We start from the raw sequence: 25108 nt of genomic DNA on the forward strand, positions 1-25108 counted from the left end.
AGGCCGGCTCCCGAAAGGTGGCCGGCCTTTTGCTTTGCCTCAGAGCCCCTCAGGCTTTGCCCCGCCATAGGCCCAGTCGAGCAATTCGACCGTATGCAGGATGGGGATTTTGGTGCCGCTGGCGATCTGGGTGATGCAGCCGATGTTGCCGGTCGCGATCGCATCCGGCTTCGTCGCCTCGATGTTCTTCACCTTGCGCGCCTTCAGCTTGGCCGAGATTTCCGGCTGCAGGATGTTGTAGGTACCGGCCGAACCGCAGCAGAGATGGCCCTCGGCCGGATCGCGCACGACGAAGCCGGCGCGCTTCAGAAGCTGCTTCGGCGCAAGCGTGATCTTTTGGCCGTGCTGCATCGAACAGGCGGAATGGTAAGCGAGCGTCATGCCGCGCGCCTCCTGTTCCGGCAGGTCGAGGGTCGCCAGATACTCGGTGATGTCCTTGGCCAGCGCCGAGACCCGTGCGGCCTTTTCCGCATAGGCGGGATCGAGCCTGAGCATGTGGCCGTAGTCCTTGATCGTCGTTCCGCAACCCGAAGCGGTGATGACGATGGCGTCGAGTCCACCTTCGTCGGCAACCTTGAGCCACGCATCGACGTTGCGGCGCGCGGCTTCGAGCGCCTGGTTCTCGCGGCCCATGTGATGCACCAGCGCGCCACAGCAGCCCTCGCCGGCCGAAACGACCACCTCCACACCAAATCGCGTCAGAAGCCGGATCGTCGCCTCGTTGATCTCCGGCTTCAGCACGGGCTGGGCGCAGCCGCTGAGCAGCGCAACGCGGCCGACACGCTTGTCCTTGGGCGCATGAACGCCGGGTGTGGCCGAAGCCGAGGGCTCCGCCACGACGGCGGGCGCCAGATCGAGCATCACGCCAAGAGTTTTCAGGAAGGCGACGCGCTTCATCAATCCGGCGAGCGGCCGGGCAAGGCCGGCTGCCTTCAGCGACAGGCGGAAGCGCTGCGGATAGGGCAGCACGGCTGCGAGCACGGAACGCGCCAGCCGGTCCTTGAACGGGCGGCGATAGGTGTTTTCGATATGCACGCGGGCATGGTCGACGAGATGCATGTAGTCGACGCCGGAGGGACAGGTAGTGGTGCAGGCGAGGCACGACAGACAGCGGTCGATATGGGTGACCGTTTCCTTGTCGGCCGCCCGGCCGTTCTCCAGCATGTCCTTGATGAGATAGATACGCCCACGCGGGCTATCGAGCTCGTCGCCGAGCGTAACATAGGTCGGACAGGTCGCGGTGCAGAAGCCGCAATGCACGCACTTGCGCAGAATGGCCTCGGATTCGGCCACGTGCGGATCGGCGAGCTGCGCGGCGGTAAAATTGGTCTGCAAGTGCGAACTCCACTCTTCGTCCTGCGGAACCGGGCGCTTCGCGCCGCGGTCGATTGCAACATTCTGTTTTCAGCTTCCTTCGACCTTGCCGGTCTCCGGTTGCATACCGGCCTAAACCATCCAGCCCTCGGGATTGGTGATCGGCTCTTCGCGCGCGGCCCTTTGCAGGCCGACGACGCAGCGCACGACGATCCAGACAGCGGTGGCGATGAAGCCGAGGATGCCGACAAGCACCACCGTCAGCAACAGCGAGATCAACAGGAACAGCAGCGATATCCAGAAGGTCCGGATCGCCCAGACATAGTGCGTCTGGACCCACGGCGCGCCCTTGCCACGATTGAGATAGGCCATGACGACGCCGATGATCGGCGTGATGCCCACCGCAAACCCGACGAGATAAAGGACATAGATCACCTGCACGTTGATCTTGCCCGGCTCCAGCCAGCGATCGGTCTCCCGGGAGAACGGTGTCTGCGGACCCTTATCGCTCATGCTTGTCTCTCCTGTTCCCTTGCGAATGCGCTCAGGAAATCGCGGCCATGCGGCCGGGATTGAAGATCCGGTGCGGGTCGAACTTCGCGCGCACGCGCTCGCTCAACTGTGCCACGGGCAAGGGTTGCGGTTCAAACGATGAAACGGCCTGACGGTAGCTGTCATCGGCCCTGACGAGGGTCGCGTGGCCGCCGCCGAGAACCTTGATGTAACGGCGCACCAGTTCCGCCTCGGGATCGGCCTCCATGCGCAACCATACGAGACCGCCCTGCCAGTCGTAGAAAGCGTCGACGCCGGTCTGCAGCCGCAGTGCTGCTACCAGTTGATGGCCAAGCGACGGGGCGACGGACGCGCGCCAGAGCGGCTTCCTGGTACCGTCGGCATAGGGTTTGACGTCGCGGATCTCCGTCCAAAGCCTTGCTGTTTGCGATGCATCAAGCCGCGTCACCGCGCCGAAGCGGCCGACTGCCTTTGTCAGCTTTTCAGCCCTGATCGCAACGGATGCCTCCAGCCCTTCGAGCCTGAGCACGGTGACTGCACCATCCGGAAGGTTGCCATCCAGGAACCGTCCGCGCACGCTCTCGGGCAGATGCGCCGCGCCGGAAACCTCAGTTGTCTGCGCCATTGCCTCGGCCATGACCGCCGCCGCCTCGGCATCGTTGAGCCCGGAGACGACGATGGTCTCCGACGCCGGCGGCAGCGGCAGGACGCGGAAGGTGACTTCGGTGAGGATGCCGAGCGTGCCATGCGAGCCAGCCAAAAGCTTGACCAGATCGAGACCGGTGACGTTCTTCATCACACGCCCGCCGGCCTTGATCGCCTCGCCCTCGCCGTTGACGAAACGCACACCGAGCAGGCTGTCGCGGGCGGCACCGGCGACATAGCGCCTGGGGCCGGATACGTTGGCGGCAAAGACCCCGCCGATCGTCGGCTCACCCGAGGAGGCGAAGATCGGCCGGTGATCCATCGGCTCGAAGGCGAGCATTTGCCGGTTTTCGGCCAATGCCTCGCCGATCTCGCGCAGTGGCGTTCCCGCAAGCGCAGTGATCGTCATTTCGGCCGGATTGTAGCTGACGATGCCGGAAAGGCGGCGGGTCGACAGCACCCGATCGGCGCGCACAGGATTGCCGAGGCCGGAGCGCGTGTTGCCGCCGATCACTGCGAGCGACGCCTTGTCCGCCGCCATGGCGCGAACGACGGTCGCAATCCCCTCTTCGCTGGCCGGTTCGAAATGCACGATCATGCGGCGGGACGCCCTTTAAGAGGGAAGACCTTGGACGGGTTCAGGATCCATTGCGGATCGAAGGCAGCTCGCGCCGCCATCTGCTGGTCGAGGTCGATCTGGTTGTACTGATGCAGCATGAGATCCCGTTTTTCGATGCCGACGCCATGCTCGCCGGTGAGGCAGCCACCCGCGTCGACGCAGAGCTTCAGGATATCGTTCCCGGCAGCCTCGGCGCGCGCAGCATCCTCCGGGTCGTTGATGTTGTAGAGGATCAGCGGATGCATGTTGCCGTCGCCGGCGTGGAAGACATTGGCGACGCGCAGGCCGTAGCTCGCGACGATCTCACCGGTGCGGGCAAGCACATGGGAGAGTTGGCTGAGCGGCACGGTGCCGTCCATGCAGATATAGTCGGCGATGCGGCCGGTGGCGCCGAAGGCGGATTTCCGGCCTTTCCAGATCGCGGCCGCTTCCATGGCCGACTGGCATTCCTTGATGGTCGCGACCCCGTGACGGCGCGCGACCGCAACGATGCTCGCGAGCATCGCATCCATCTCCGGCTCGGAGCCTTCGACCTCGACGATCAGTAGCGCTTCGACATCGAGCGGGTAGCCGGCGTGGGCGAAGGCTTCGCAGATCTCGATCGCCGGCTTGTCCATGAACTCGATCGCGACGGGAATGATGCCGGAACCGATGACATCAGCGACGCAGGCGCCGGCCGCCTCCGAGGAGGCAAAGCCGAAGAGCACCGGGCGGGCTCCCTCCGGTTTGGCGATCAACCGCACCGTCGCCTCGGTGACGATACCGAGCTGGCCTTCCGAGCCGCAGACGAGGCCGAGCAGATCATAGCCCGCCGCATCCAGCGCCTTGCCGCCGAGATCGACGACGGTGCCATCGAACAGCACCATCTTCACGCCGAACAGATTGTTGGTGGTGACGCCGTATTTCAGGCAATGAGCACCGCCGGAATTCATGCCGATGTTGCCGCCGATCGTGCAGGCGAGCTGCGAGCTCGGGTCGGGTGCATAAAAGAAGCCATCGGCGGAAACCGCCTCGGAGATGTTGAGGTTGGTAACGCCCGCCTGAACGGTGGCGGTGCGATTGAAAAGGTCGACATCGAGGATGCGCGACATCTTCGAGAGGCCGATGACGACCGCATCCTCTTGTGGGATGGCACCGCCCGAAAGCGAGGTACCGGCCCCGCGCGGCACGACGGGAACGCCGTAGCGGCTGCAGTATTTCAGGAGCGCGGCCACCTGTTCGGTGGTTTCCGGCAAGGCGACCGCCAGGGGCATGCGGCGATAGGCGATGAAGGCATCGGTCTCGAACGGCTTCAGTCCGCGCTCGTCGCTGATCAGACAGCCCTCGGGCAGCAGGTCCGAGAGGTCGGCGATAATCTCGCGGCGCCGGGCGATAACCTCTGGTTTCGGCTGCAGAAAACCGATTGTCTCCGCCATCAGCTCCTCCCGCCGCATATCGATTGGTTCATTTTCTTTACCACTAGGACAGAGGCCTCGCAAATGCTATTGAGCTTTTCCGTTTTGGAAATAATGGCAACGATTGATGACGAATTTAGGCGATCTTGAGATTTTTGCACGGGTCGTTTCCACCGGCAGTATGTCGGCAGCGGGGCGGGCGCTGGGGTTTTCCCCAGCTGTGATCTCCAAGCGCATCAAGAGACTCGAAGACCGGCTCGGCACGCGCCTCCTTCAACGCACGACGCGCCAGATTTCGCTGACGGAAGCCGGCCAGGGCTTCTACGACCGGGTGCTCGGCATTCTGACCGGCATCGAGGAGGCGGAAGCCTATGCGTCGGGCCGCTCGTCGCATGCGCTCGGGGTGCTGCGGATATCGGCACCCACCTCCTTCGGCCGCATGCACATCGCGCCGCATCTGACCAAGTTCATGAAGGACCATCCGGATCTGAAACTGCACATCGTGCTGACGGACGAATTCACCGACATCGTCGCGGAAGGCTTCGACATGGCGGTTCGGATCGGCGAACTGGTGGATTCGTCGCTCGTCGCCCGTAAGCTTGCCCCCGTCCGCCGGCTGCTCTGCGCCTCGCCGGACTACATCGCCCGCAACGGCGCACCGAAAGAGATCGGCGACCTCGCCAACCACCTCTGCCTGCCGGCGCATAACAACGACAATTGGAAGCTCGAAGGGCCGGAGGGCGCGCTGGTCTGGCACCCGGAAGGGCCGCTCGTCACCAACTCCTCGGAGATTGTGCGCGCTGCCGTCATCGCCGGCGCCGGCGTTGCACTGCGCTCCACCTGGGATATCGGCCCGGAATTGCGCAGCGGCCAGCTGGTGCAGGTGCTACCGCAATGGGAAGGTTCGAAGCAGCTGACGCTTTCGGCCGTCTACCCAAGCCGCCAGTTCCTCCCGGCCAAGGTGCGCCTCTTCATCGACTATCTCGCCGAACTCTACGGACCGATCCCCTATTGGGAGCAGTAGGCGAACCGGCCTGGCATCTTTGTTTTCCGCAATTCCGGACGCAAAACCGCTGCACACTTTTGCTGGAATTGCTTACTTATGCTCGCTGTCCTCGTGGTGGCGGCGAATGCGGCGCACGATCAGCCAGACCCCGGCAACGGCGAAGGGCACGGCAAGCCCGGTCAAGAGACCGGGATCGATCGGCAGCTCGTGGCTGACCGCCTTGGCGAGATAGCCGAACAGCCCGACCACGTAATAGGAGATGGCGGCGACCGACAGGCCTTCGACGGTCTGCTGCAGGCGCAACTGCAACCTGGCGCGCCGGTCCATCGAGTTCAAAAGCGCGCTGTTCTGCCGTTCAAGCTCGACGTCGACCCAGCTTCGAAGCAGCGCCGTGGCGCGGGCGAGCTTGCGCGACAGGTTCGCCTGGCGCTCCTCGACCGACTGGCAGGTGCGCATGGCCGGCGCCAAACGTCGTTCGAGGAAGGTGCCGATGGTCTCGTAGCCTGGCACCGGCGTTTCGGCGAGCGTGCGGATGCGCTCCTGGACGATGCCGTAATAGGCGCGGCTGGCGCCGAAGCGATAGAGGCTGAGCGCGGCACCGGCCTCGAGATCGGCCGCGAGCCGAGTGATCTCGGCCAACATGTCGTCGGCCTCCTCGCGCACGTTTTCCTTCATGCGCTGGGTCACCGCCGTCAACCCGTCCTCCGTCCGGCGGATTTCCGGCGACAGCGACTGCGCAAGCGGCAGGCCCATCATCGCCAGCGTCCGGTAGGTTTCGATATCGAGCAAGCGCTGGACGAGTGCGCCGGTACCGGCTTCCGTCATGCCGCGATCGATCACCAGGATCTGCGTCAGGCCGTCACCGTTCTGGCGGAAGTCGGTGACGATCACCGCCTGGCCGTTCTTGGTCTCGCTGTAACAGAGGCTCGTCGGATCGAAGAGGCCGATGGCCTCGCGGGTCTCGGGCGTATCCGGCCGGATCTCGAGGCGGATGCCGGAGATCAGAGAGCCGGGCGGCGAAAAGCCGTCGCCGAACGGATGGATCGGCACATCGCCGCCGAATTTCTCCGGCGGCGGCGCGTCCCAGAAATAGGTGGAGAATTCGGTATGACGCTCCCAGCGCAGCGTGCCCTGCCCCCAAGGCATCGCGTGATGGTTGGCGTCACGGCCGGGCGGCGCGATGCCGCGGGCCCGCGAAAGCTCCGACAGCACGGCGTGATCGACGATCGAGCCACCATCTGTCAGGAAGGCGAGCTGAAAGATCACCCGCGGCGTGGTCACCAGCGCATAGGGGCGCGAATGAACCTCGCCCAAGGCCAAAGCGCGCATCGGCGCCACCGGAAATGCAAAACTACCCTTTGCCATGAAGCGCCTTGTCCCCCTCACGCGTTCATCACAACTTTCTTATCAACGGAAAGAGCAAAAGAACAAAGGACGCATTGCCGCAGTTTGACTTTTGTCAGTCGCATCCAATCGGACGCACCCAAGTGGACAATCAAATTGACCACTTTGCGCGACCTGCCTAGATTGCGGCGCTGAGCATCGACGCTCCTTTCGCCCTTGCCGCATGCAAACCGACCACATTCGCGATTTCGGGCAAACCCGGCCGAAATCCGCGTGATCTGGAGACCAGACGTGACCGAAGACCAGATCGACCTTTTCGCCCGTATCAGCCATAGCCGCACGGCGGACGAGGTCGTGCAGCAGATCGAGCTTTTGATCCTCGAAGGCGTATTGCGCGACGGCGACCGTCTGCCCGGCGAGCGGGAACTCTCCAAGCGCTTCGACGTGTCGCGGCCGATCCTGCGCGAGGCGCTGAAGGAACTCGAAGGGCGTGGCCTGGTCGAAAGCCGCCACGGCGGTGGCACCTCCGTCGCCGACGTCGTCGGGCAGATCTTCTCCAGGCCGCTGATCGACCTCATTGCGCGCCATCACAAGGCAACCCAGGATTACCTCGAATACCGGCGCGAGCTTGAGGGGCTGACAGCGGAACTCGCCGCCACCCGCGCGACGGATTACGACCGGGACATCCTGACACGGATCATCGAGCGCATGCGCAGAGCGCACGCCGCCGGCGATTTTGACGCCGAACTCGAAGCCGATATCGAGCTGCATCAGGCGATCGGTGAGAGCGCCCACAACATCATTCTCCTGCACACGCTGCGCGCCTGCTACCGGCTGCTCCAGCAGGGCATATTCTTCCATCGCAATTCGGTCTTCGATGCGCCGGGGGCGCGCGACCGGCTTCTTGTGCAGCACGAAGCGATCTACGAGGCGATCATGGCAAGGGATCCGGCGAAGGCGAAAGCCGCCTCGCAGAGCCATATCGACTTCGTCGCCGCCGCCACCCGCGAGGCGGAACGCACCGGAGAATGGAACCGCATCGCCCGCCTGCGCATGCAGCAGCGCGACCGCGCGAACTGACAGATCGGGCCCGCGCCCGACCCCCGGCTCTACCCTGCAGCCGCCTCTCCGGTCGGAATCAATCGCCCTTGCGATCTCGAACCGTTCCACCCCGAAACCAATCGTGATCCGACGACAACGTATGGCTGTCGGTCGGTTTGCAAATATGCCGCGAAAACACCATATCCTGTCGTATCCGGACCACAGTTCTGCGGAAAGCAAACCGCATATCCGGCTGCCGAATACCCGCGACATTTACACGCTGCAGGACGCTGCCATACTGGCCGGCAAAGCAATTAAAGCCACTGATTCGCCGAGAGGAGCACAGACGACCTTGAACTTCTTGAACAGGCTCGCATCCGATGTCCAATTGATGCTGCGTCGACCGGCGCGCATGCAGTATGCCGCGCTCTGCTATCGGATCCGCAAGAAGACCAAGGCCCTCGAAATCCTCCTGATCACCAGCCGCGATACCGGCCGCTGGGTCATTCCCAAGGGATGGCCGATGCAGGGCAAGCGCGCCCATGAAGTGGCCGAGCGCGAAGCCTACGAGGAAGCCGGCGTCAAGGGGCATGTGCAGAAGGCGACCGCCGGCTACTATCTCTACCAGAAGCGCATGGATCACGGGCTGAAGATTTCGGTCAAGGTGCAGGTGCACGCGTTGGAAGTCGACGATCTCTGCAAGCACTTCCCCGAGGAAGGGCGCCGACAGCTCGAATGGGTCGACTACAAGGAAGCGGCCTCGCGGGTTGCCGAACCGTCGCTGAAAGATCTCATCCTTGCCTTCGGTGAACGCATGGAGAGCGCAGCGAGCCCGATGCCGAAGGCTGTGAACGGCTAGCCTTTCAAGCATTCCAAGAGCATTCGACGCCGCCAGACGCGGGTTCCCGGCCTGCGCCATACGGATGTCCATCAAATCCACTTGAATGCGTGTCGCTGTGGCCTTAGTGGCCGTCGTGACAATGGAGTTCCAGGTAGTGGCACAGCCGCGCATACGCCTCGCAAAACAAACGATCGACAAAGACCTCGACAAGCTCAGCCTTGCCGAAGAGGCGTCGCAACATGTCAAGCGCAGCCTCGCGGCACCTGCGCTCGCCGGGCTGTTCCTGCTCTTGAGCATGGCCTTCGCCGCGAGCTTCGTGACGAGCTCCGCCAGCGCGCCGATCATCATCGCGGCGGCTGCCATTGCCGGCTACATGGCCATGAACATCGGCGCGAACGACGTGACCAACAACGTTGGCGCCGCAGTCGGCGCCAAGGCGATGTCGATGGCGACGGCGCTCGCCATCGCCGCGATATTCGAGATCGCCGGGGCGCTGCTTGCCGGCCGGCAGGTCGCGCTGACGATAGAGGCGGGCATCGTCTATGGCGAAGACGTGCTTGGACCACAGGCAATCGTCTGGATCATGATGTCGGCACTCGCTTCCGCGGCGGCCTGGATCAACATCGCCACCTATTCCGGGGCACCGGTCTCGACCACGCACTCGATCATCGGCGGCATCGTCGGCGCCGGCATCGCGGCGGCCGGCTTCTCGAGCGTGCAATGGTGGTCGCTCGCCGGCATCACGCTCAGTTGGTCGGTCTCGCCGCTACTCGGCGGCGCCATCGCCGCAGCCCTCCTCGCTTTCCTCAAGGAATTCATCATCTACCGCGAGGACAAGATCGCCGCGGCCAGGCGATGGATGCCGGTCATCCTTGGCGTCACCGCCGGCTGCTTCATGGCCTATCTCGCGGTGATCGCACTGGTTCAGGTGGCCGCGATCACCATGCCCGTGGGTCTTGCTGCCGGCGGCGTCGCCGGTTTTGCGGTCTATCTGCAGGCAAAGCCCTGGATCGCCAGCCAATCGGAAGGGCTCGAAAACCGCAACCAGTCGCTGCGCCGGCTCTTCCGCCTGCCTTTGATCGTAGCGGCGGCACTGCTTTCCTTCGCTCACGGCGCCAACGACGTCTCCAACGCCATCGGTCCCTTGGCTGCGATCGTCTCGGCGCTCGACGGCGTCATCACGACGGACAAATCACCGGCGCCCCTGTGGGAACTTGCGATCGGCGCGCTCGGCATCTCGATCGGTCTGCTGCTCTACGGCCCGAAGCTCATCCGAGTCGTCGGCCAGGAGATCACCAAGCTCAATCCGATGCGCGCTTTCTGTGTGGCACTGGCCACCGCGGTCACCGTGCTGCTGGCATCGGCGCTCGGCCTGCCCATCAGCTCGACGCACACGGCCGTCGGCGCCGTCTTCGGCGTCGGCTTCTTCCGCGAATGGTACATCCGCAATTCCAAGCGGCGGCTCGAATATGTCCGGCAAAAAACGGGACAGGCGGATTTCATGGAATCGGCGGAAACCAACTTTGCCGAGGTGCGGCGCCGGCATCTCGTCCGTCGCTCGCATTTCCTCACCATTATCGGCGCCTGGGTTATCACCGTCCCGGCCTCTGCCGCCCTGTCGGCCGTACTTTATTTCATCCTCTCCGGCATTTTCACCTGAAGGCCTCCTCAATGCGCGCCAATTTTCGCATGCAGCGACTGTTCGTCGAACACCCCTTGAGTGCCGGCTCGGCGCACGAAGCGTCCAAGGAACAGTTCAACTACCTGGTGAACGTGCTGCGTTACGAAGAAGGCGCCTCGATCCTCGTCTTCAACGGGCGCGACGGCGAGTGGCGGGCCGAGCTTTCCTTCGCCAGCAAGAAGCGCTTGGTGCTGACGCCCGTCGAGCAGACGCGCCCCCAGCCGGCGCCTTGCGATCTCGTCTATCTCTTTGCCCCGCTCAAGGTCGGGCGGCTCGACTATCTCGCGCAGAAGGCCGTCGAAATGGGCGCCGGCACTTTGCAGCCGGTCATGACGCAACATGTGCAGGGCAAGCTTGGCAATATCGAGCGGGTTCGCGCCAACGTCATCGAGGCGGCCGAACAATGCGGCGTACTCGGCATTCCCCATGTCGAGGAACCGCGCCGGCTCGAAGACCTGCTTGCCACCTGGCAGAGCGACCGGCGCATTATTTTCTGCGACGAAGGCAGCGACAGCCAGAATCCGTCGCCGATCCTCGCCGGCATCAAGGAAAAGAAGCTCGCGCTGTTGATCGGCCCGGAAGGCGGCTTCTCGGAAGCCGAGCGCACGCTGCTGCACAGCCTCGATTTCGTCACCGCCATTCCGCTCGGGCCCCGCATCCTCAGGGCCGACACGGCAGCCGTCGCCGCCATGGCGGTCATCCAGGCAACTGTCGGCGACTGGCGATAGCCGGTCGTTCCCGGGCAAATCGGACACCGCTCGCTCCCCTAGAAGGGGACGATCTCTCCGGCAAGGCAGGATTGGGTCACCAGTACCCATTTCCGCGGTGCTTGCTCCAGAGCAAGCAAATGTCCTACTTTTTTTGATGAGATCTTGAAAGAAATTGACTTGCACCGCACCTGATTACGGTTCAAGCAGCCTCCATCAACTCCCGCTAACCTGCGGGAGCCGCCCAAACAAAAGAAGACGCTCATGGCCCGAGATACCACCGACCAGACGCCGGTAACCTCTGTCGCTGACCTGACCGCCTACCTGGCAGAAGGTTCGAAACCGGAGGAGCGGTTCCGGATCGGCACGGAGCACGAAAAGTTCGCCTTCTTTAAGGCGGACAACAGCCCCGTCCCCTATTTCGGCGAGGCCAGCATCCAGGCGCTTCTGAACGGCATGGCGGCGAAAAGCGGCTGGGAACCGATCATCGACGAAGGCAACATCATCGGCCTTGCCGAACAGTCGGGCAATGGCGCGATCTCGCTGGAACCGGGTGGACAGTTCGAACTTTCCGGCGCGCCGCTCGAAAACCTGCACCAGACCTGCAAGGAATCGAACCAGCATCTGGCGGTGCTGCGCGAAGTCGCCGAGCCGCTCGGCATCCGCTTCCTCGGCATCGGCGGCAGCCCCAAGTGGACCTTTGATGAGACCCCGCGCATGCCGAAATCGCGCTACGGCATCATGAGCCGCTACATGCCGAAGGTCGGCACCCAGGGCCTCGACATGATGTATCGCACCTGCACGATCCAGGTGAACCTGGACTTCTCCTCGGAAGAGGACATGCGCCGCAAGATGCAGGTGTCCTTGAAGCTGCAGCCGCTCTCGACCGCGCTGTTTGCAAGCTCGCCCTTTACCGACGGCAAGCCGAACGGGCTTCTCTCCTGGCGCGGCGACATCTGGCGCGACACCGACAACCAGCGCGCCGGCCTGCTGCCGTCCGCCTTCCGTCCCGATTTCGGTTTTGCCGACTACGTGGAGTGGGCGCTCGACGTGCCGATGTACTTCGTCGTGCGCGACGGCCACTACCACGATTGCACCCACATCACCTTCCGCCAGTTCATGGGCGGCGCACTCAAGGGCGAGGTCGCCGACTGGCAGCCGAACATGGGCGACTGGACCAACCATCTCTCGACGCTGTTCCCCGACGTGCGCCTGAAGCGCTTCCTCGAAATGCGCGGCGCCGATGGCGGCCCGTGGCGGCGGATCTGCGCGCTGCCGGCCTTCTGGGTCGGCCTGCTCTACGACCGCGAGGCACTCGACGCCGCCGAGGCACTGACGCGCGACTGGACCTTCGAAGAGGTGAGTGCCATGCGCAACGCCGTGCCGGCTCAGGCGCTTGCCGCCAAGTTCCGCACCGGCACGCTTTACGACGTTGCCCGCGAGGTCATCTCCATTTCGCGCGGCGGTCTGAAGCGCCGCAACAGGCTGAACGGCGATGGTATCGACGAAAGCCAGTTCCTGGCGCCGCTCGACGAGGTGCTGGCCAAGAAGGCAACGCTCGCGGAAGACCTTTTGGCGCTCTACAATGGCCGCTGGAACGGCTCCGTAGACCCGGTCTTTGCCGAGTACCAGTATTAAGGCTCGGACAGGGGCGCGGTGCTCGTCGCGGCCCTCTCAAAAAGCGGTTCCCAGTCCCTGATTTCCCGTTATAGTGCAAGGATATGCGTCGCTTAGAGCGCCGCGCGTCCATAAAGGGGAACTGGGATGGCACCGCTTTTCGACATGTTCGCGCAGGCGCAGAACGGCAAGGCCATCGAGCTGATGGCGCAACAGTTCGGCATCGCCCAGGAGCAAATGACGAAGGCGACAGCGGCGCTGCTGCCGGCCTTCTCGGCGGCTTTCAAGCGCAACACCGCCAACCCCTACGACTTCGGCGCCTTGCTGACGGCGCTCGGCAGCGGCAACTACGCCAAATACTTCGAAGACATGAGCCAGGCCTTCACGCCGCAGGGCATGGCCGACGGCAACGGCGTTCTCGGGCAACTGTTCGGCTCGAAGGAAATGTCGCGCGCGATCGCCGCGCAGGCGGCCCAGGTCACCGGCGTCAGCCAGGAGATCTACAAGCAGATGCTGCCTGTGATGGCCGATACGCTGATGGGCGGGCTGTTCAAGCAGACAACCGGGCAATTTGCCGCCGCAAGCGATGCCTTTGCCAACAACCCGATGGCGACCGCGATGCGGCAATGGATGGAAGCGGCCGGTTTCGCCAAGAAGCCGGAACCGCAGCCGAGCCCGTTCGACAACCCCTTCACCCAGGCGATGCAGGGCTTCTTCGGCATGGCCCCGAAGAAGGAAGAGAAGCCGAAGACAGCCGACGTCTTTGCCGACAACCCCTTCGTCAAGGCGTTTCAGGACATGATGCAGGCGGGTGCCGCCGGCGCGCAGAAGCCGGCAGCCGACAATCCGGCGCTGGCCCAATTCTCCCAGGTCATGAACAGCATGTTCGACACCGGGCTGGAGATGCAGAAAGAATACCAGAAGAACGTCGAGGCGCTGTTCGACCTTTACAAGACCGGCCCCGGCACGAAGAGCTGAGGCCAAGCCTCCCCGTCAGCACATCCCGCGCCTCCATCGGACGGCAATCGCCTGCAAGTGCGGGCGTCAGCGCGTTGTTTCGAACAGCTTCGGAAAGAAAAAGGCCCGGTGCATGTCTTGGTCATGCACCGGGCCAAGCGGCAGGGTCTATTGGCTCTACCCTGCGGGGAACGTTTGGGCGCGCGACCGTTGAGGTCAGCGGCACCGAATTTCGCAGCATGACCCGCGGCGGCGGCAGGCTTTCGCGGATCATGCTCGACTGGCACATCTCAAGCGGCGGGATGCGCCATTGGGGACGATCAGTCGTGGCGGGCCCCTTTGTAGAAGAGGCTCGCCCGGTTTCGCGACGCGCGTGTCAGGTAACTCGCCGGATTGTCGAAGAAGGGCGAGGTAATCGCCTCGCGCACATCTTCGCGTTTCAGCCCCATGTCGAGGAGCTGGCGGTCATCCAGGTCGTTCAGACGGCCGATCGCATAGCGATTTCGGAGGAGCTGCCATACGGACGTTAGCATGCCTGTCACGCCGACGGCGCGGGAGGCATAGGACTGCGTTCCGGCAACGAGGTCGAGATCGAGGGCGTGCTGTGTCGTGCGCATGACAATTTCTCCTTTCAGGCACGAAGAGGCCCATCCCCTGCGGGAGATCAAACGCAGGGGCGGGCCAAAGAGTTTGGGATTCGCTGGCGAAATTGCCGGCCGGGGATCGATGAATTTGCCTCCGATAGATCGCAAATCCTTATTGATCAGTCCAACGAATGTTTTTAATGATATTCATCAAACAATCTTATGGATGCATTACGGCCATGTCCGCACCCCTTGATATCGATCAGCTCCAGACCTTTGTCGCGATCGCCGATACGGGCAGCTTCACCAAGGCGGCCGACCGGGTCTTCAAGACCCAATCCGCCGTTTCCATGCAGATGCGCCGCCTGGAAGAGCGCATCGGCAAGGCGCTGTTCATGAAGGACGGCCGCGGCAACCGGCTCACGGTCGAAGGCGACCGGCTGCTCAATTTCGCGCGCCGGATGATCCGCCTCAACAACGAGGCGATCGCTTCCTTCGACGACAATCGCCTCGAAGGCACGCTCCGGATCGGCACGCCAGACGATTACGCCGACCGCTACATGCCCGAGATCATCATGCGTTTTGCCAAGACGCATCCGAATGTCGAGCTTTACATCATCTGCGAGCCCTCCGTGGACCTCGCCGAGAAGATGGCCAAGGGCGACCTCGACATCGCGCTCGTCACGCACAATCCGCGTGCCCGCGCGTCGGACGTGGTGCGGACCGAACCGCTCTGCTGGGTGAGCTCGATCAACCACCCGCTGCCCGAGAACGCACCGATCCCGCTTGCTGTCGGCCGGCGCGACTGTCTGTGGCGCCAGGCGGCCTGTGCCGCACTCGATGCGACGGGTCGGGAGTACCAGATCCTGTTCACCAGCTGGTCGTCGACGGTCGTCGCCGCCGCTGTGCTGGCCGGCATGGCCGTCTCTGTCCTGCCGGAATCGGCGCTTCGTCCCGGCATGAAGGTGCTGACGCTTGCGGACGGCTTCCCGGCCTTGGCGCCGGTGCAGATCGGCATCATGAAGCGTCCGGGCCTTTCGCCCTCGCTTTCGAACGCGATCAGCAACCACATCACCGCCTGCCTCGACAACATCACGCCGATCAGCGCCAACGACGACCTCGAGGCCGACATCAAGGGCTTCCCGCGTTATCCGCGCCTCCGGCAGAGCCATATGCTGCCGGGCTGGTAAGAGCTGCAGAAAGCGGAAAAGGCCACGCACCAAGCCGGTGCGTGGCCTTTTTTTGTCCAGAGATCAGCACGCGGCCGAACTCGATACCAGTCTATTCGGCTGCCGCGCCGACGGCGTCGGCTTCGTAGCCGTGGGCCGCGTGAAGGGCGGCGCGCACACCGGCCTCATAGTCCGGGTGGACGCGCTTGAAGTGCGCAAGCTGGCGCTCGACGATCGGCCCCGGCACGCCGCCCATCGCCGCGGCGATGTTGGAGAACAGGCGCGCCTTCTGGCCGGCATCGAAGAGGTTGAAGAGCGCACGCGGCTGGACGTAGTCGTCGTTGCCTTCGCGGTGGTCGTAGCGGGCCATGTCGCCGCTGATGCGTAGCGGCGGTTCCATCGCGGAGGGCTGCTCGACCGGGCCGTTGAACGAATTCGGCTCGTAATAGGCACTCGGATTGCCGGTCTGAATGCCGCCGAACGTGTTCATCTGGCCATCGCGGTGATAGTGATGCACCGGGCATTTCGGCCGGTTGACCGGAATGTGCTCGTAATGCGTTCCGAGCCGGTAGCGGTGGGCGTCGGCATAGGAGAACAGCCGGGCCTGCAGCATCTTGTCCGGCGAAAAGCCGATGCCGGGCACGATGTTGGACGGCGAGAAGGCGGCATTCTCGACCTCGGCGAAATAGTTCTCCGGGTTGCGATTGAGCTCCAGCACGCCGACCTCGATCGGCGGATAATCTGCATGCGGCCAGACCTTGGTGACGTCGAAGGGATCATAGGCCGTCTTCTCGGCTTCGAGCTCGGGCATGATCTGCACCTGCAGCGTCCAACGCGGATAGTTGCCCTCTTCGATCGCCCCATAGAGCGCTTCCTGGTAGCTTTCGCGCGTCCGGCCGATCACGTCTGCCGCCTCGGCGTTGGTGTAGTGCTTGTGGCCGTGCTGGGTCTTGAAGTGGAACTTGACCCAATAGCGCTCGCCGGCGTCGTTCCAGAACGAGAAGGTGTGCGAGCCGTAGCCGTTCATGTGCAGCGGCGACACCGGACATCCGCGATCGGACATCAGGATCGTGACCTGATGCAGGCTTTCCGGCGACAGCGACCAGAAATCCCACATCGCGGTCGCCGAACGCAGGTTGGTCTTCGGGTGGCGCTTCTGGGTGTGGATGAAGTCCGGGAACTTGTAGGCGTCGCGAACGAAGAAGATTGGCGTGTTGTTGCCGACGAGGTCCCAATTGCCCTCGGGCGTATAGAATTTCAGCGCGAAGCCGCGCACGTCGCGTTCGGCGTCGGCAGCACCCAGTTCACCGGCAACAGTCGAGAACCGCGCCAGCATCGGCGTCTCGGCGCCGGGCTGCAAAACCTTGGCCTTGGTGTATTTCGAGATGTCGCCGGTGATCTTCAGCGTGCCATAGGCGCCCCAACCCTTGGCGTGAACGGCGCGCTCGGGAATGCGCTCGCGGTTTTGATGCGACAGCTTCTCGATAAGCTGATAGTCCTGCATCATGACGCCGCCGCGCGGGCCGGCCGTCAGCGAATTCTGGTTGTCCGGCACCGGGGCTCCGGCACTCGTCGTCAATATGGGTCGATCAGACATCGCGTCCTCCTGTCAAAGGGTTTCGCGTCCGGGTGGTCGCACAGGACCGACGGCAGCCGGCTGCAATCTGCGCGGCGATCAAAGCCCGAACGCTCTGGCAAGAGGTTTTTCCCACGGCGCCTCGATAATCTCCAATTGCATAAAAATTAAAGATCGATAAGATTTTCCTATCATGCTTACACTCAGACAGATGCGCTATTTCGATGCGCTCGCCTCCGCTCGCCACTTCGGCAAGGCGGCCGAACTCGTCCATGTCAGCCAGCCGGCGCTCTCCGCCCAGATCATGGAAATGGAGAACCACTTGGGCGTGAAGCTGGTGGAGCGCAGCCGCAGCGGCGTCTTCTTGACCCGCAAGGGCGAAGAGGTTTTGGCCCGTACCCGCGCCATCCTCTCTGAGGTGGATCAGCTGGAGTTGAGCGCGCGCGCCAGTTCCGGCACGCTCGAAGGGCGGATCCGCATCGGCGTCATCCCGACGCTTGCCCCCTACCTCGTGCCGCGGCTGGTGCCGCACCTGCGCCAGGTCTACCCGGCAATCGAGATCGAACTGAAGGAATCGGTGACATCAAGACTGGTCGCCGATCTCGGCGAGGGTCTGCTCGACGCCGTCGTCGCCGCCTTGCCGATCGAGGCCGACGGACTTTCGACGAAGCCGCTCTTTTCCGACCGCTTCTACATGGCAATGGCGGACGACGAGCGAAACATCCTGATGTCGCCGCTGACTGAAGACCAGGTGGATGTCGAACAGTTGCTCCTGCTCGAAGAGGGCCATTGCCTGCGCGATCAGGCGCTCGCCGTCTGCAGCACGGCCGGCAAGCGCCGTCTCGTCTCGTTCGGCGCGACCTCGATGACGACGCTCCTGCAGATGGTCGCCAACGGCATGGGCATGACGCTCATCCCCGAGATCGCGATCGCGACCGAGGCGGCGCGCAACTCCATCCGCATCGTACCCTTCGCCGCGCCTGAACCGGCGCGCGAGATCGGGCTTATCTGGCGGCGCAGCAGCCCGCGCGAGCGCGACATGGAAGCGCTCGCAGCGGCGATCAGCGGCTGCGCCGACGATATTCTCCAGGCGGCAGCGGCCTGAGCGTAGCAGCGCTCAGGCGAGCTTGGCCTTCAGGAACTCGACCGTCCGGCTCCAGGCGAGATCGGCCGCGGCCTTGTCATACCGCGCGGCCGAGGTGTCGTTGTTGAAGGCGTGGTTGACGCCGTCATAGACATAGATCGTCGCGTCCTTGCCGTTGTCTTTCAGCGCCTTCTGATAGGCGTCGATGCCGGCATTGATGCGTTCGTCGAGGCCTGCATAGTGCAGCAGCAGCGCCGCCTTGATCTTCGGCACGTCTTCGGCCTTGGGCTGCGCGCCATAATAGGCGACGCCGGCCTTCAAATCCGGGGATCCGACCGCGAGCCGGTTGACGAGACCGCCGCCCCAGCAGAAGCCGATGGCGCCGACCTTGCCGGTCGATTGCGCGTGTCCTTCCAGAAACGCCACGGTCGCCGCCGCATTCGCGGTCGTTGCCGCCGCATCGAGCGCGCCGATCATCTCGCGCGCCTTGTCCTCGTCCGTCGGCGTGCCGCCCGCAGGCGACAGGAAATCCGGCGCCAGCGCCAGGAAGCCTTCGAGCGCCATGCGCCGCGCGACGTCGCGGATATGCGGGTTCAGCCCGCGGTTCTCATGGATGACGATGACCGCCGGCAGCTTGCCGCTCACCTCTGCCGGACGAACGAGATAGCCTTTCATATCGCCGGCAGCGCCGGGATAGGTGATGTCCTCGCCGGTCACGCGGGTGTCGTTTGCAGCCACGATCTCCGCCTTGGCACCATTGGCCGCCAGCAGCGGCGCGATCGCCGCGGCCGCAGCCGCGGAACCGGCGAGACCGGTGAGCTTTTCCATGAAGCGACGGCGATCGAGGGTCAGATGCGTGTACTCGTCATAGGCGTCGATCATCGCCTGCGTGATTTTCGGTTCCTGCATGCCAGCCTCCTTCGGTTCTTATCTCCCGCGGCGGCAGACAGAACCGCCCGCGACAGAATAGGTCGGCGGGCGGTCTGGAACATACAAACTTGCGTTACTGCCGCGTGTTTCCTTTCGCCCTCACAGGTCGAAGCTCCCACGCACGCCGATCAGCCGTTGAGGTCGAGCACGATGCGACCGTCGATCTTGCCTTCCTCCATGCGCTTGAAGATGGCGTTGATGTTCTCGATCTTGTCCCAGGTGAAGTGCGAGGCGACCTTGCCTTCACCGGCGAACTCGAGCGATTCCTCCAGATCCTGCCGCGTCCCGACGATCGAGCCGCGGATGGTGATGCGCTTCAGAACCGTATCGAAGATTGGCAGGCACATCTGGCCGGGCGGCAGGCCGACCAGCGCCATGGTTCCCTTGGAGCGGAGCATGTTGAAGGCCTGCTCCATCGCCTTGGGCGCGACGGCCGTCACCAGGGCACCATGCACGCCCCCGGTCGCATCTCGCACCTGCTCGACCGCATCCTTGTCGCGCGCATCGACGACGAGGTCGGCACCAAGTTTTCGGGCAAGCTCCAGCTTGTCCGGGAAGATATCGACGGCGGCGACATGCATGCCCATGGCCTTGGCATATTGCACCGCCATGTGCCCGAGTCCGCCGATGCCCGAGATCAGCGCCCATTCGCCCGGACGCACTTCGGTTTCCTTCAAGCCCTTGTAGACGGTGACGCCGGCGCAAAGGATGGGGGCCGCGGGCCCGAATTCGAGCTTTGCCGGCAGGCGGCCGACGAAGTCAGGATCGGCGAGGCCGTATTGCGCAAACGTGCCGTTGACGGAATAACCGGTGTTCTGCTGGCTGCCGCAGAGCGTTTCCCATCCGGTGCGGCAAGGCGTGCAGCCGCCGCAGGCGGTGTGCAGCCACGGAACGCCGACGCGGTCGCCTTCCTTCAGCCGCGCGACGCCGCTGCCGAGCTTGGCGACATAGCCGACGCCTTCATGTCCGGGGATGAAGGGCGGCTTCGGCTTGACTGGCCAGTCGCCGTTGGCGGCGTGCAGGTCCGTGTGGCAGACGCCCGTCGCCTCGTATTTGATCAGCACCTGGCCGGGACCCGGCTCCGGTATCGGCACATTCTCGATTACCAGCGGCTTGCCGAATTCGCGCACCACGGCGGCTTTCATCGTTGCGGTCATCTCGTCCTCCGATGCGTTGTTGCCCAACGCCGGAGAGACTACGCGCAAAAGCGGCATCGGGTAATTGATACGCATCAAGACGGGAAGATGAAGGCGCAGACTGTCTCAGATCTGCGTCAGAATGGCGGTGCGCCTATCCGGATCAGCTCATCGCCATCCAGACGGCAAGCCACACCCACATCGCAAACAGCGTTGCAACACCGCCCATGAACAGCGGGCGGCGATAGCGCAGGCGATTGCTGGTCACATGCACGAAGGCGTGCACATAGCGCAGGGCAACGAAGAGCCAGGCAAGAGCGAGGGAGACGATGTTGTCGGCCTCGGTGATGTAGAGCAGCACGCAGCAGACGTAGAAGAGAACCGGCAGCTCGAACTGGTTGGCGATGCTGTTTTTCACCACCAGGCTTTCGCCCGGCTCGTCACGGTTTTCGCGAAACTGGCCGGCATTCGCCTTACCGGCGCGCACCAGGCCCATCCGGCGGAAGGAGAGAAGAGCATAGAGGCAGAAGACGAGGAAGACATGCGCCACGATCGGCCAGAAAATCTCGAAACCCGTCATTACGCTACTCCCTCAAACACGCTTACTCTGAAATAGCGAAGGGCGCCGCGCGATGGCGCGGCGCCCTTCGAATGCAATCGCAATCAGTGCGCGCCCGGGTAGTTCGGGCTTTCGCGAGTGATCGTCACGTCATGGGCGTGGCTTTCGCGCAGGCCCGCGCCGGAGATGCGCACGAACTGGGCGCGCTCCTGGTATTCCTTGATCGTCGGGCCGCCGACATAACCCATGGAGGCCTTGAGGCCGCCCGCGAGCTGGTGCAGGACGCCTGCGACCGGACCCTTGTAGGGGACCTGGCCTTCGATGCCCTCGGGAACCAGCTTCAGCGTGTCGCGCACTTCCGCCTGGAAGTAGCGGTCCGCCGAGCCGCGCGCCATGGCGCCAACGGAGCCCATGCCGCGATAGGCCTTGAAGGAGCGGCCCTGGTAGAGGAACACTTCGCCCGGGCTTTCATCGGTGCCGGCAAGCAGCGAGCCGATCATGACGGCCGAAGCACCGGCGGCGATCGCCTTGGCAAGGTCGCCAGAGAACTTGATGCCGCCATCGGCGATGACAGGAATGCCGGCCGCCTGGGCGGCTTCGACGGCGCCCATGATCGCAGCGAGCTGCGGCACGCCGACACCGGCGACGATGCGCGTGGTGCAGATCGAGCCCGGGCCGATACCGACCTTGACCGCATCCGCACCGGCATCGATCAGCGCCTTGGTGCCGGAGGCGGTCGCGACGTTGCCGGCCATGATGCGAACCGAGTTCGAGAGCTTCTTGACGCGGGCGACCGCGTCGAGAACGCGCTGCGAGTGACCATGGGCGGTGTCGACGACGATCAGGTCGACGCCGGCATCGATCAGTCGCTCGGCGCGCTCAAAGCCGTCATCGCCGACCGAGATGGCGGCGGCGGCACGAAGGCGGCCCTGCGCATCCTTGGAGGCGTTCGGGTTCAGCTGTGCCTTCTCGATATCCTTGACGGTGATGAGACCGACGCAACGGCCGTCGCCGTCGACCACGAGCAGCTTTTCGATGCGATGGGCGTGCAGCAGGCGCTTGGCTTCCTGCTGGTCGACGCTTTCCTTGACCGTGACCAGGTTCTCATGGGTCATGAGTTCGTGGATCTTCTGGTTCGGATCCGAGGCGAAACGAACGTCGCGGTTGGTGAGGATACCGACGAGGCGGCCCTGCTTCTGGCCACCGGCACCGCCGTTTTCAACGACCGGGATGCCGGAAATGCCATGCTGCTTCATCAGGCCGAGCGCATCGGCGAGCTTGGCGTCGGGACCGATGGTCACCGGATTGACGACCATGCCGCTTTCGAACTTTTTGACCTGGCGAACCTCTTCGGCCTGCTCGGCCGGCGTCAGGTTGCGGTGGATGACGCCGATGCCGCCGGCCTGCGCCATGGCGATTGCGAGACGCCCTTCAGTCACCGTGTCCATGGCAGACGACAGGATCGGCAGGTTCAGGTCGATGTCCTGGGCAATGGTGGTCGCGATGTTGGTCTGACCCGGCATGACTTCGGAATGCCCGGGCAGGAGCAGGACGTCGTCGAAGGTCAGAGCCTCCAGACCAGTTGCCGTTTCGATGATGCGCGCCATGGCCAATTCCCTTCAAATAGCGAAAATCCCCGGGGACGGGCTGCGTTTTGTCCACCGGGCGACTTCAAAGCGTGTCTTGGAAGTTGGCGAGGGCTCGTAACACGGATATGTCAGGATGAAAATAGCCAAAGCCGGGAAATGTCCCGCCGTCGGCCGATATTTGTTGCAGAGCAGCAATTTCGCGCGAAGAGGCGCGGCAACCAATCAGATATCGGGCTGATAGCTTGCGGGCACGAAACGGTAACCCTCGCCCTGCCTCTCGACGAAACCGACCGCAGGAAACGGCATGTGGTAGCCGATAAAGGGCAGCCGTTCGTTGGCGATCATGTCGAACACGCGACGGCGCGTCTCTGCTGCCTTCGCCTTGTCCATGTCGAAGCGCACTTCCCAGTCCGGCCGCTGCAGCGACAACACATAGTGGTTGGCGGCATCGGCCGTCAGCATCAGCGCCTTGCCGTCGGAATCGAGACGGAACACCATGTGCCCCGGCGAATGGCCGAAAGCGGCAATGGCCGAAATGCCCGGAACGACCGCGGCACCGTCGCCGATGAAGGTGGTCTTTTCCGCAAGCGGCACGACCTTTTCCAGCACGGCCTTGTGACCGTTTTCTGCTGGCGTGCCGGCGCGCGCCGGATCTTTCCAGAAGGCGTATTCGACTTCGCCCATCACATAGCGGGCATTGGCGAAGGCCGGTTTTTCGGCCTCCATGAGGCCGCCGATGTGATCGCCATGCATATGGGTTACCACGACAACCGAGACCTGCTCCGGCGAATAGCCGGCAGCGCGGATCCCGTCGAGCAGGCGGCCAGCGCCGGTCTCCCGACCGCCCTCGCCCATGCCGGTATCGAAGAGCACGAGGTCCGATCCGGTATCGACAAGAACCGGCGAATAGCTGTTGAGCAGCGCATCGGTCGGCAGGAAGTTCTGCTGCAGCAGTTCGGCCACCGCCTGTTGCGGCTGGTTGGTGCCGTAGGTCTCGTGCGGCTTGTCGCTGACGCGAGTGCCGTCATTGACGACAACGATCTTGAACGCGCCAAGCTTGAGCATTCTTGTCGGAGGGCTGGCTTTCATGCCGGTGTTTTCCGATTTTTCCTGAGCGACTGCAATGCCCGTCATCAGCGAGGGCGCTGCGAGCACGCCGAGCGTTCCCGCTCCCATCAAGGTCCTGCGCTTCATCGACATTTCACTCATGGTTCGTTTCCGCTTTCTGTTGGATCCATCGGCGACAACTCGGCCAGAACTAGCGTCTTGACAGCAAAGGCCAGTCGGGATCACAGGCTTTTGATCCGCAATCACCGGTTTTGCCCCGACAAAAGCCATGGCCGGTATTATTAGCTTCTGCTTATCGCTGACCGTCCGAAGCATCGTTTCATGAACCGTATCGTCCCGATGATCCTTGCCGTCGCTCTTTTCATGGAGCAGATGGACTCGACCGTGATTTCCACGTCGCTGCCGGCAATCGCCCGCGACATCGGCGTCGGGCCGATCACGCTGAAGTTGGCGCTGACCGCTTACATGGTGGCGCTGGCGATCTTCATCCCCTTGAGCGGCTGGATGGCCGACCGCTTCGGCGCCAAGAGGATCTTTCGCGCGGCGATCCTGGTCTTCATTGCCGGATCGATCTTCTGCGCCATTTCGAACAGCCTGCCCGCCTTCGTCTTCTCCCGGTTCCTGCAGGGAATGGGCGGCGCGATGATGACGCCGGTCGCTCGCCTCGTGCTGGTTCGCGGGACGCCGCGCAGCGAACTGGTGTCGGCCATGGCGCTGTTGACGATCCCCGCGCTCGTGGGTCCGCTTGCCGGACCGCCCCTCGGTGGCTTCATCACCACCTACTTCTCCTGGCACTGGATCTTCCTGATCAACGTGCCCGTGGGCATCGCCGGCTACATCCTGTCGGGCATCTACCTGCCGAAGATGGAGCCGCTCGATCCGCCGCCGGTCGACGTGCTGGGCTTCCTGCTCGGCGGCATTGCTGCCTCCGGCATCGTCTTCGGCCTGTCGGTGATCAGCCTGCCTGCCCTGCCCCCCGTTGTCGGCATCGCCTCGGTAGCGATCGGCCTTGTTTCGGCCCTGCTCTACATCCGCCATGCGCGGCGTCATCCGGCCCCGGTCCTCGACCTGAAGCTCTTCCGCGACAACGCCTTTCGCGCCGCTTCGATCGGCGGCACGATCTTCCGCATCTCGGTCGGCGCCGTTCCCTTCCTGATGCCGCTGATGCTGCAGGTGGGGTTCGGCCTCAACCCGTTCCAGTCCGGCCTCATCACCTTCATCGGCGCGGTCGGCGCGATTACCACCAAGTTCTACGCGCGGCGCGTTCTGGCCTTTGCCGGCTTCCGTACCACGCTGATCATCGCTGCGATCATTGCGGCGATCACCACCTTCGCCAACGGCTTCTTCACGCCGGAGACGCCCTATCTGGTGCTGATCACCATCCTCCTGATCGCCGGCTTTGCGCGCTCGTTCTTCTTCACCAGCGTCAACGCGCTGTCTTTTGCCGATATCGACGATGCGGATGCCAGCAAGGCGACCTCGATGAGCGCGGTGCTGCAACAGATCAGCCTGGCGCTCGGCGTTGCGGTCGCCGGCGCGATCCTCGAAATCGAGACGAAGCTCAGCGGCGGCCCGCTGCAGCTCGACGATTTCCACACCGCTTTCATGATCATCGCCGCCGCCAACCTGATCGCGGCGATCCCGTTCCTCACTATGGCGAAGAACGCCGGCTCCTCCGTGTCGGGACACCGGCTGCCGGCGCGCGAAGTCGAGACGGCTGCGGGGAAATGATCC

The 25108-nt window shown here is 63.6% G+C and carries 22 protein-coding genes; 10 read left to right on the top strand and 12 right to left on the bottom strand.

Going from position 1 to position 25108, the window contains the following annotated elements; genetic code table 11:
* Window positions 1-39: 39 nt before the first annotated feature.
* The 4 genes from glcF to ASD01_RS31535 all read right to left on the bottom strand — a co-directional run bounded on the left by glcF (window position 40) and on the right by ASD01_RS31535 (window position 4506).
* Window positions 40-1335: a glycolate oxidase subunit GlcF gene (gene glcF, locus ASD01_RS31520; RefSeq protein WP_082572962.1), complete on the bottom strand. Its 1296-nt coding sequence runs from the start codon at window positions 1333-1335 to the stop codon at window positions 40-42.
* Window positions 1336-1446: 111 nt separating this feature from the next.
* On the bottom strand, window positions 1447-1827 hold the full coding sequence (locus ASD01_RS31525) for a DUF4870 family protein (RefSeq protein WP_034800937.1): 381 nt from the start codon (window positions 1825-1827) through the stop codon (window positions 1447-1449).
* Between the two features lie 31 nt (window positions 1828-1858).
* Window positions 1859-3070 (bottom strand): glycolate oxidase subunit GlcE, encoded by a 1212-nt coding sequence (gene glcE / locus ASD01_RS31530; RefSeq protein WP_034800935.1) that lies wholly within the window; start codon window positions 3068-3070, stop codon window positions 1859-1861.
* The gene (locus ASD01_RS31535; protein WP_034800933.1) at window positions 3067-4506 is read right to left on the bottom strand and encodes an FAD-linked oxidase C-terminal domain-containing protein; all 1440 of its coding nucleotides are present in this window, start codon (window positions 4504-4506) and stop codon (window positions 3067-3069) included. The genes glcE and ASD01_RS31535 overlap by 4 nt, the downstream gene beginning before the upstream one ends.
* Before the next feature lie 106 nt (window positions 4507-4612).
* Here ASD01_RS31535 and ASD01_RS31540 point away from each other — a divergent pair, with 106 nt between their 5' ends.
* Window positions 4613-5509 (top strand): LysR family transcriptional regulator, encoded by an 897-nt coding sequence (locus ASD01_RS31540; protein WP_034800931.1) that lies wholly within the window; start codon window positions 4613-4615, stop codon window positions 5507-5509.
* 72 nt (window positions 5510-5581) lie between these two features.
* Here the strand turns inward: ASD01_RS31540 and ASD01_RS31545 are convergent, their stop codons facing one another.
* Window positions 5582-6856, bottom strand: a complete 1275-nt coding sequence (locus ASD01_RS31545) for a DUF3422 family protein (protein ID WP_034800929.1) — start codon at window positions 6854-6856, stop codon at window positions 5582-5584.
* A gap of 270 nt (window positions 6857-7126) precedes the next feature.
* Here ASD01_RS31545 and ASD01_RS31550 point away from each other — a divergent pair, with 270 nt between their 5' ends.
* From ASD01_RS31550 to ASD01_RS31575, 6 genes are all read left to right on the top strand, one after another.
* Entirely contained in the window at window positions 7127-7915 is a 789-nt protein-coding gene (locus tag ASD01_RS31550; protein ID WP_082584715.1) for a FadR/GntR family transcriptional regulator, read from the top strand.
* A gap of 313 nt (window positions 7916-8228) precedes the next feature.
* Window positions 8229-8735: an NUDIX hydrolase gene (locus ASD01_RS31555; RefSeq protein ID WP_034801419.1), complete on the top strand. Its 507-nt coding sequence runs from the start codon at window positions 8229-8231 to the stop codon at window positions 8733-8735.
* Window positions 8736-8871: 136 nt separating this feature from the next.
* Window positions 8872-10377: an inorganic phosphate transporter gene (locus ASD01_RS31560; RefSeq protein ID WP_034801417.1), complete on the top strand. Its 1506-nt coding sequence runs from the start codon at window positions 8872-8874 to the stop codon at window positions 10375-10377.
* A gap of 11 nt (window positions 10378-10388) precedes the next feature.
* Window positions 10389-11126 carry a 16S rRNA (uracil(1498)-N(3))-methyltransferase gene (locus ASD01_RS31565; protein WP_034800927.1) on the top strand — a complete coding sequence of 246 codons (738 nt, stop codon included), beginning with the start codon at window positions 10389-10391 and terminating at the stop codon, window positions 11124-11126.
* Between the two features lie 243 nt (window positions 11127-11369).
* Window positions 11370-12743 carry a glutamate--cysteine ligase gene (locus tag ASD01_RS31570; RefSeq protein WP_034800925.1) on the top strand — a complete coding sequence of 458 codons (1374 nt, stop codon included), beginning with the start codon at window positions 11370-11372 and terminating at the stop codon, window positions 12741-12743.
* A gap of 126 nt (window positions 12744-12869) precedes the next feature.
* Window positions 12870-13700: a DUF937 domain-containing protein gene (locus ASD01_RS31575; RefSeq protein WP_034800922.1), complete on the top strand. Its 831-nt coding sequence runs from the start codon at window positions 12870-12872 to the stop codon at window positions 13698-13700.
* Between the two features lie 299 nt (window positions 13701-13999).
* Here ASD01_RS31575 and ASD01_RS31580 read toward each other — a convergent pair whose 3' ends face one another.
* A complete protein-coding gene (locus tag ASD01_RS31580; protein WP_034800920.1) occupies window positions 14000-14296 on the bottom strand; it encodes a DUF1127 domain-containing protein in 297 nt (98 codons plus the stop codon).
* 206 nt (window positions 14297-14502) lie between these two features.
* Here ASD01_RS31580 and ASD01_RS31585 point away from each other — a divergent pair, with 206 nt between their 5' ends.
* The gene (locus tag ASD01_RS31585; RefSeq protein WP_034800917.1) at window positions 14503-15453 is read left to right on the top strand and encodes a LysR substrate-binding domain-containing protein; all 951 of its coding nucleotides are present in this window, start codon (window positions 14503-14505) and stop codon (window positions 15451-15453) included.
* 91 nt (window positions 15454-15544) lie between these two features.
* On the opposite strand, the gene katA is transcribed toward ASD01_RS31585, so the two are convergent.
* Complete coding sequence (gene katA, locus ASD01_RS31590) at window positions 15545-17029, bottom strand: catalase KatA (RefSeq protein ID WP_034800915.1); 1485 nt, start codon at window positions 17027-17029, stop codon at window positions 15545-15547.
* Window positions 17030-17201: 172 nt separating this feature from the next.
* On the opposite strand from katA, the gene ASD01_RS31595 reads away from it, so the two are divergent.
* Window positions 17202-18113: a hydrogen peroxide-inducible genes activator gene (locus ASD01_RS31595; protein ID WP_034800912.1), complete on the top strand. Its 912-nt coding sequence runs from the start codon at window positions 17202-17204 to the stop codon at window positions 18111-18113.
* Between the two features lie 12 nt (window positions 18114-18125).
* Here the strand turns inward: ASD01_RS31595 and ASD01_RS31600 are convergent, their stop codons facing one another.
* The 5 genes from ASD01_RS31600 to ASD01_RS31620 all read right to left on the bottom strand — a co-directional run bounded on the left by ASD01_RS31600 (window position 18126) and on the right by ASD01_RS31620 (window position 23515).
* A complete protein-coding gene (locus ASD01_RS31600; RefSeq protein ID WP_034800909.1) occupies window positions 18126-19001 on the bottom strand; it encodes a dienelactone hydrolase family protein in 876 nt (291 codons plus the stop codon).
* Between the two features lie 149 nt (window positions 19002-19150).
* Window positions 19151-20179, bottom strand: a complete 1029-nt coding sequence (adhP, locus tag ASD01_RS31605) for an alcohol dehydrogenase AdhP (RefSeq protein ID WP_034800906.1) — start codon at window positions 20177-20179, stop codon at window positions 19151-19153.
* A gap of 142 nt (window positions 20180-20321) precedes the next feature.
* Entirely contained in the window at window positions 20322-20738 is a 417-nt protein-coding gene (locus ASD01_RS31610; RefSeq protein WP_034800904.1) for an MAPEG family protein, read from the bottom strand.
* 83 nt (window positions 20739-20821) lie between these two features.
* Window positions 20822-22324 (bottom strand): IMP dehydrogenase, encoded by a 1503-nt coding sequence (guaB, locus tag ASD01_RS31615; RefSeq protein ID WP_034800902.1) that lies wholly within the window; start codon window positions 22322-22324, stop codon window positions 20822-20824.
* 204 nt (window positions 22325-22528) lie between these two features.
* On the bottom strand, window positions 22529-23515 hold the full coding sequence (locus tag ASD01_RS31620; RefSeq protein WP_234798731.1) for an MBL fold metallo-hydrolase: 987 nt from the start codon (window positions 23513-23515) through the stop codon (window positions 22529-22531).
* A gap of 180 nt (window positions 23516-23695) precedes the next feature.
* Here ASD01_RS31620 and ASD01_RS31625 point away from each other — a divergent pair, with 180 nt between their 5' ends.
* On the top strand, window positions 23696-25105 hold the full coding sequence (locus tag ASD01_RS31625; RefSeq protein ID WP_034800899.1) for a DHA2 family efflux MFS transporter permease subunit: 1410 nt from the start codon (window positions 23696-23698) through the stop codon (window positions 25103-25105).
* The last annotated feature ends 3 nt before the right edge of the window (window positions 25106-25108 follow it).

Source organism: Ensifer sp. Root423 (assembly GCF_001426275.1).
In the GTDB taxonomy this organism is placed as follows: Bacteria; Pseudomonadota; Alphaproteobacteria; order Rhizobiales; family Rhizobiaceae; genus Ensifer; species Ensifer adhaerens.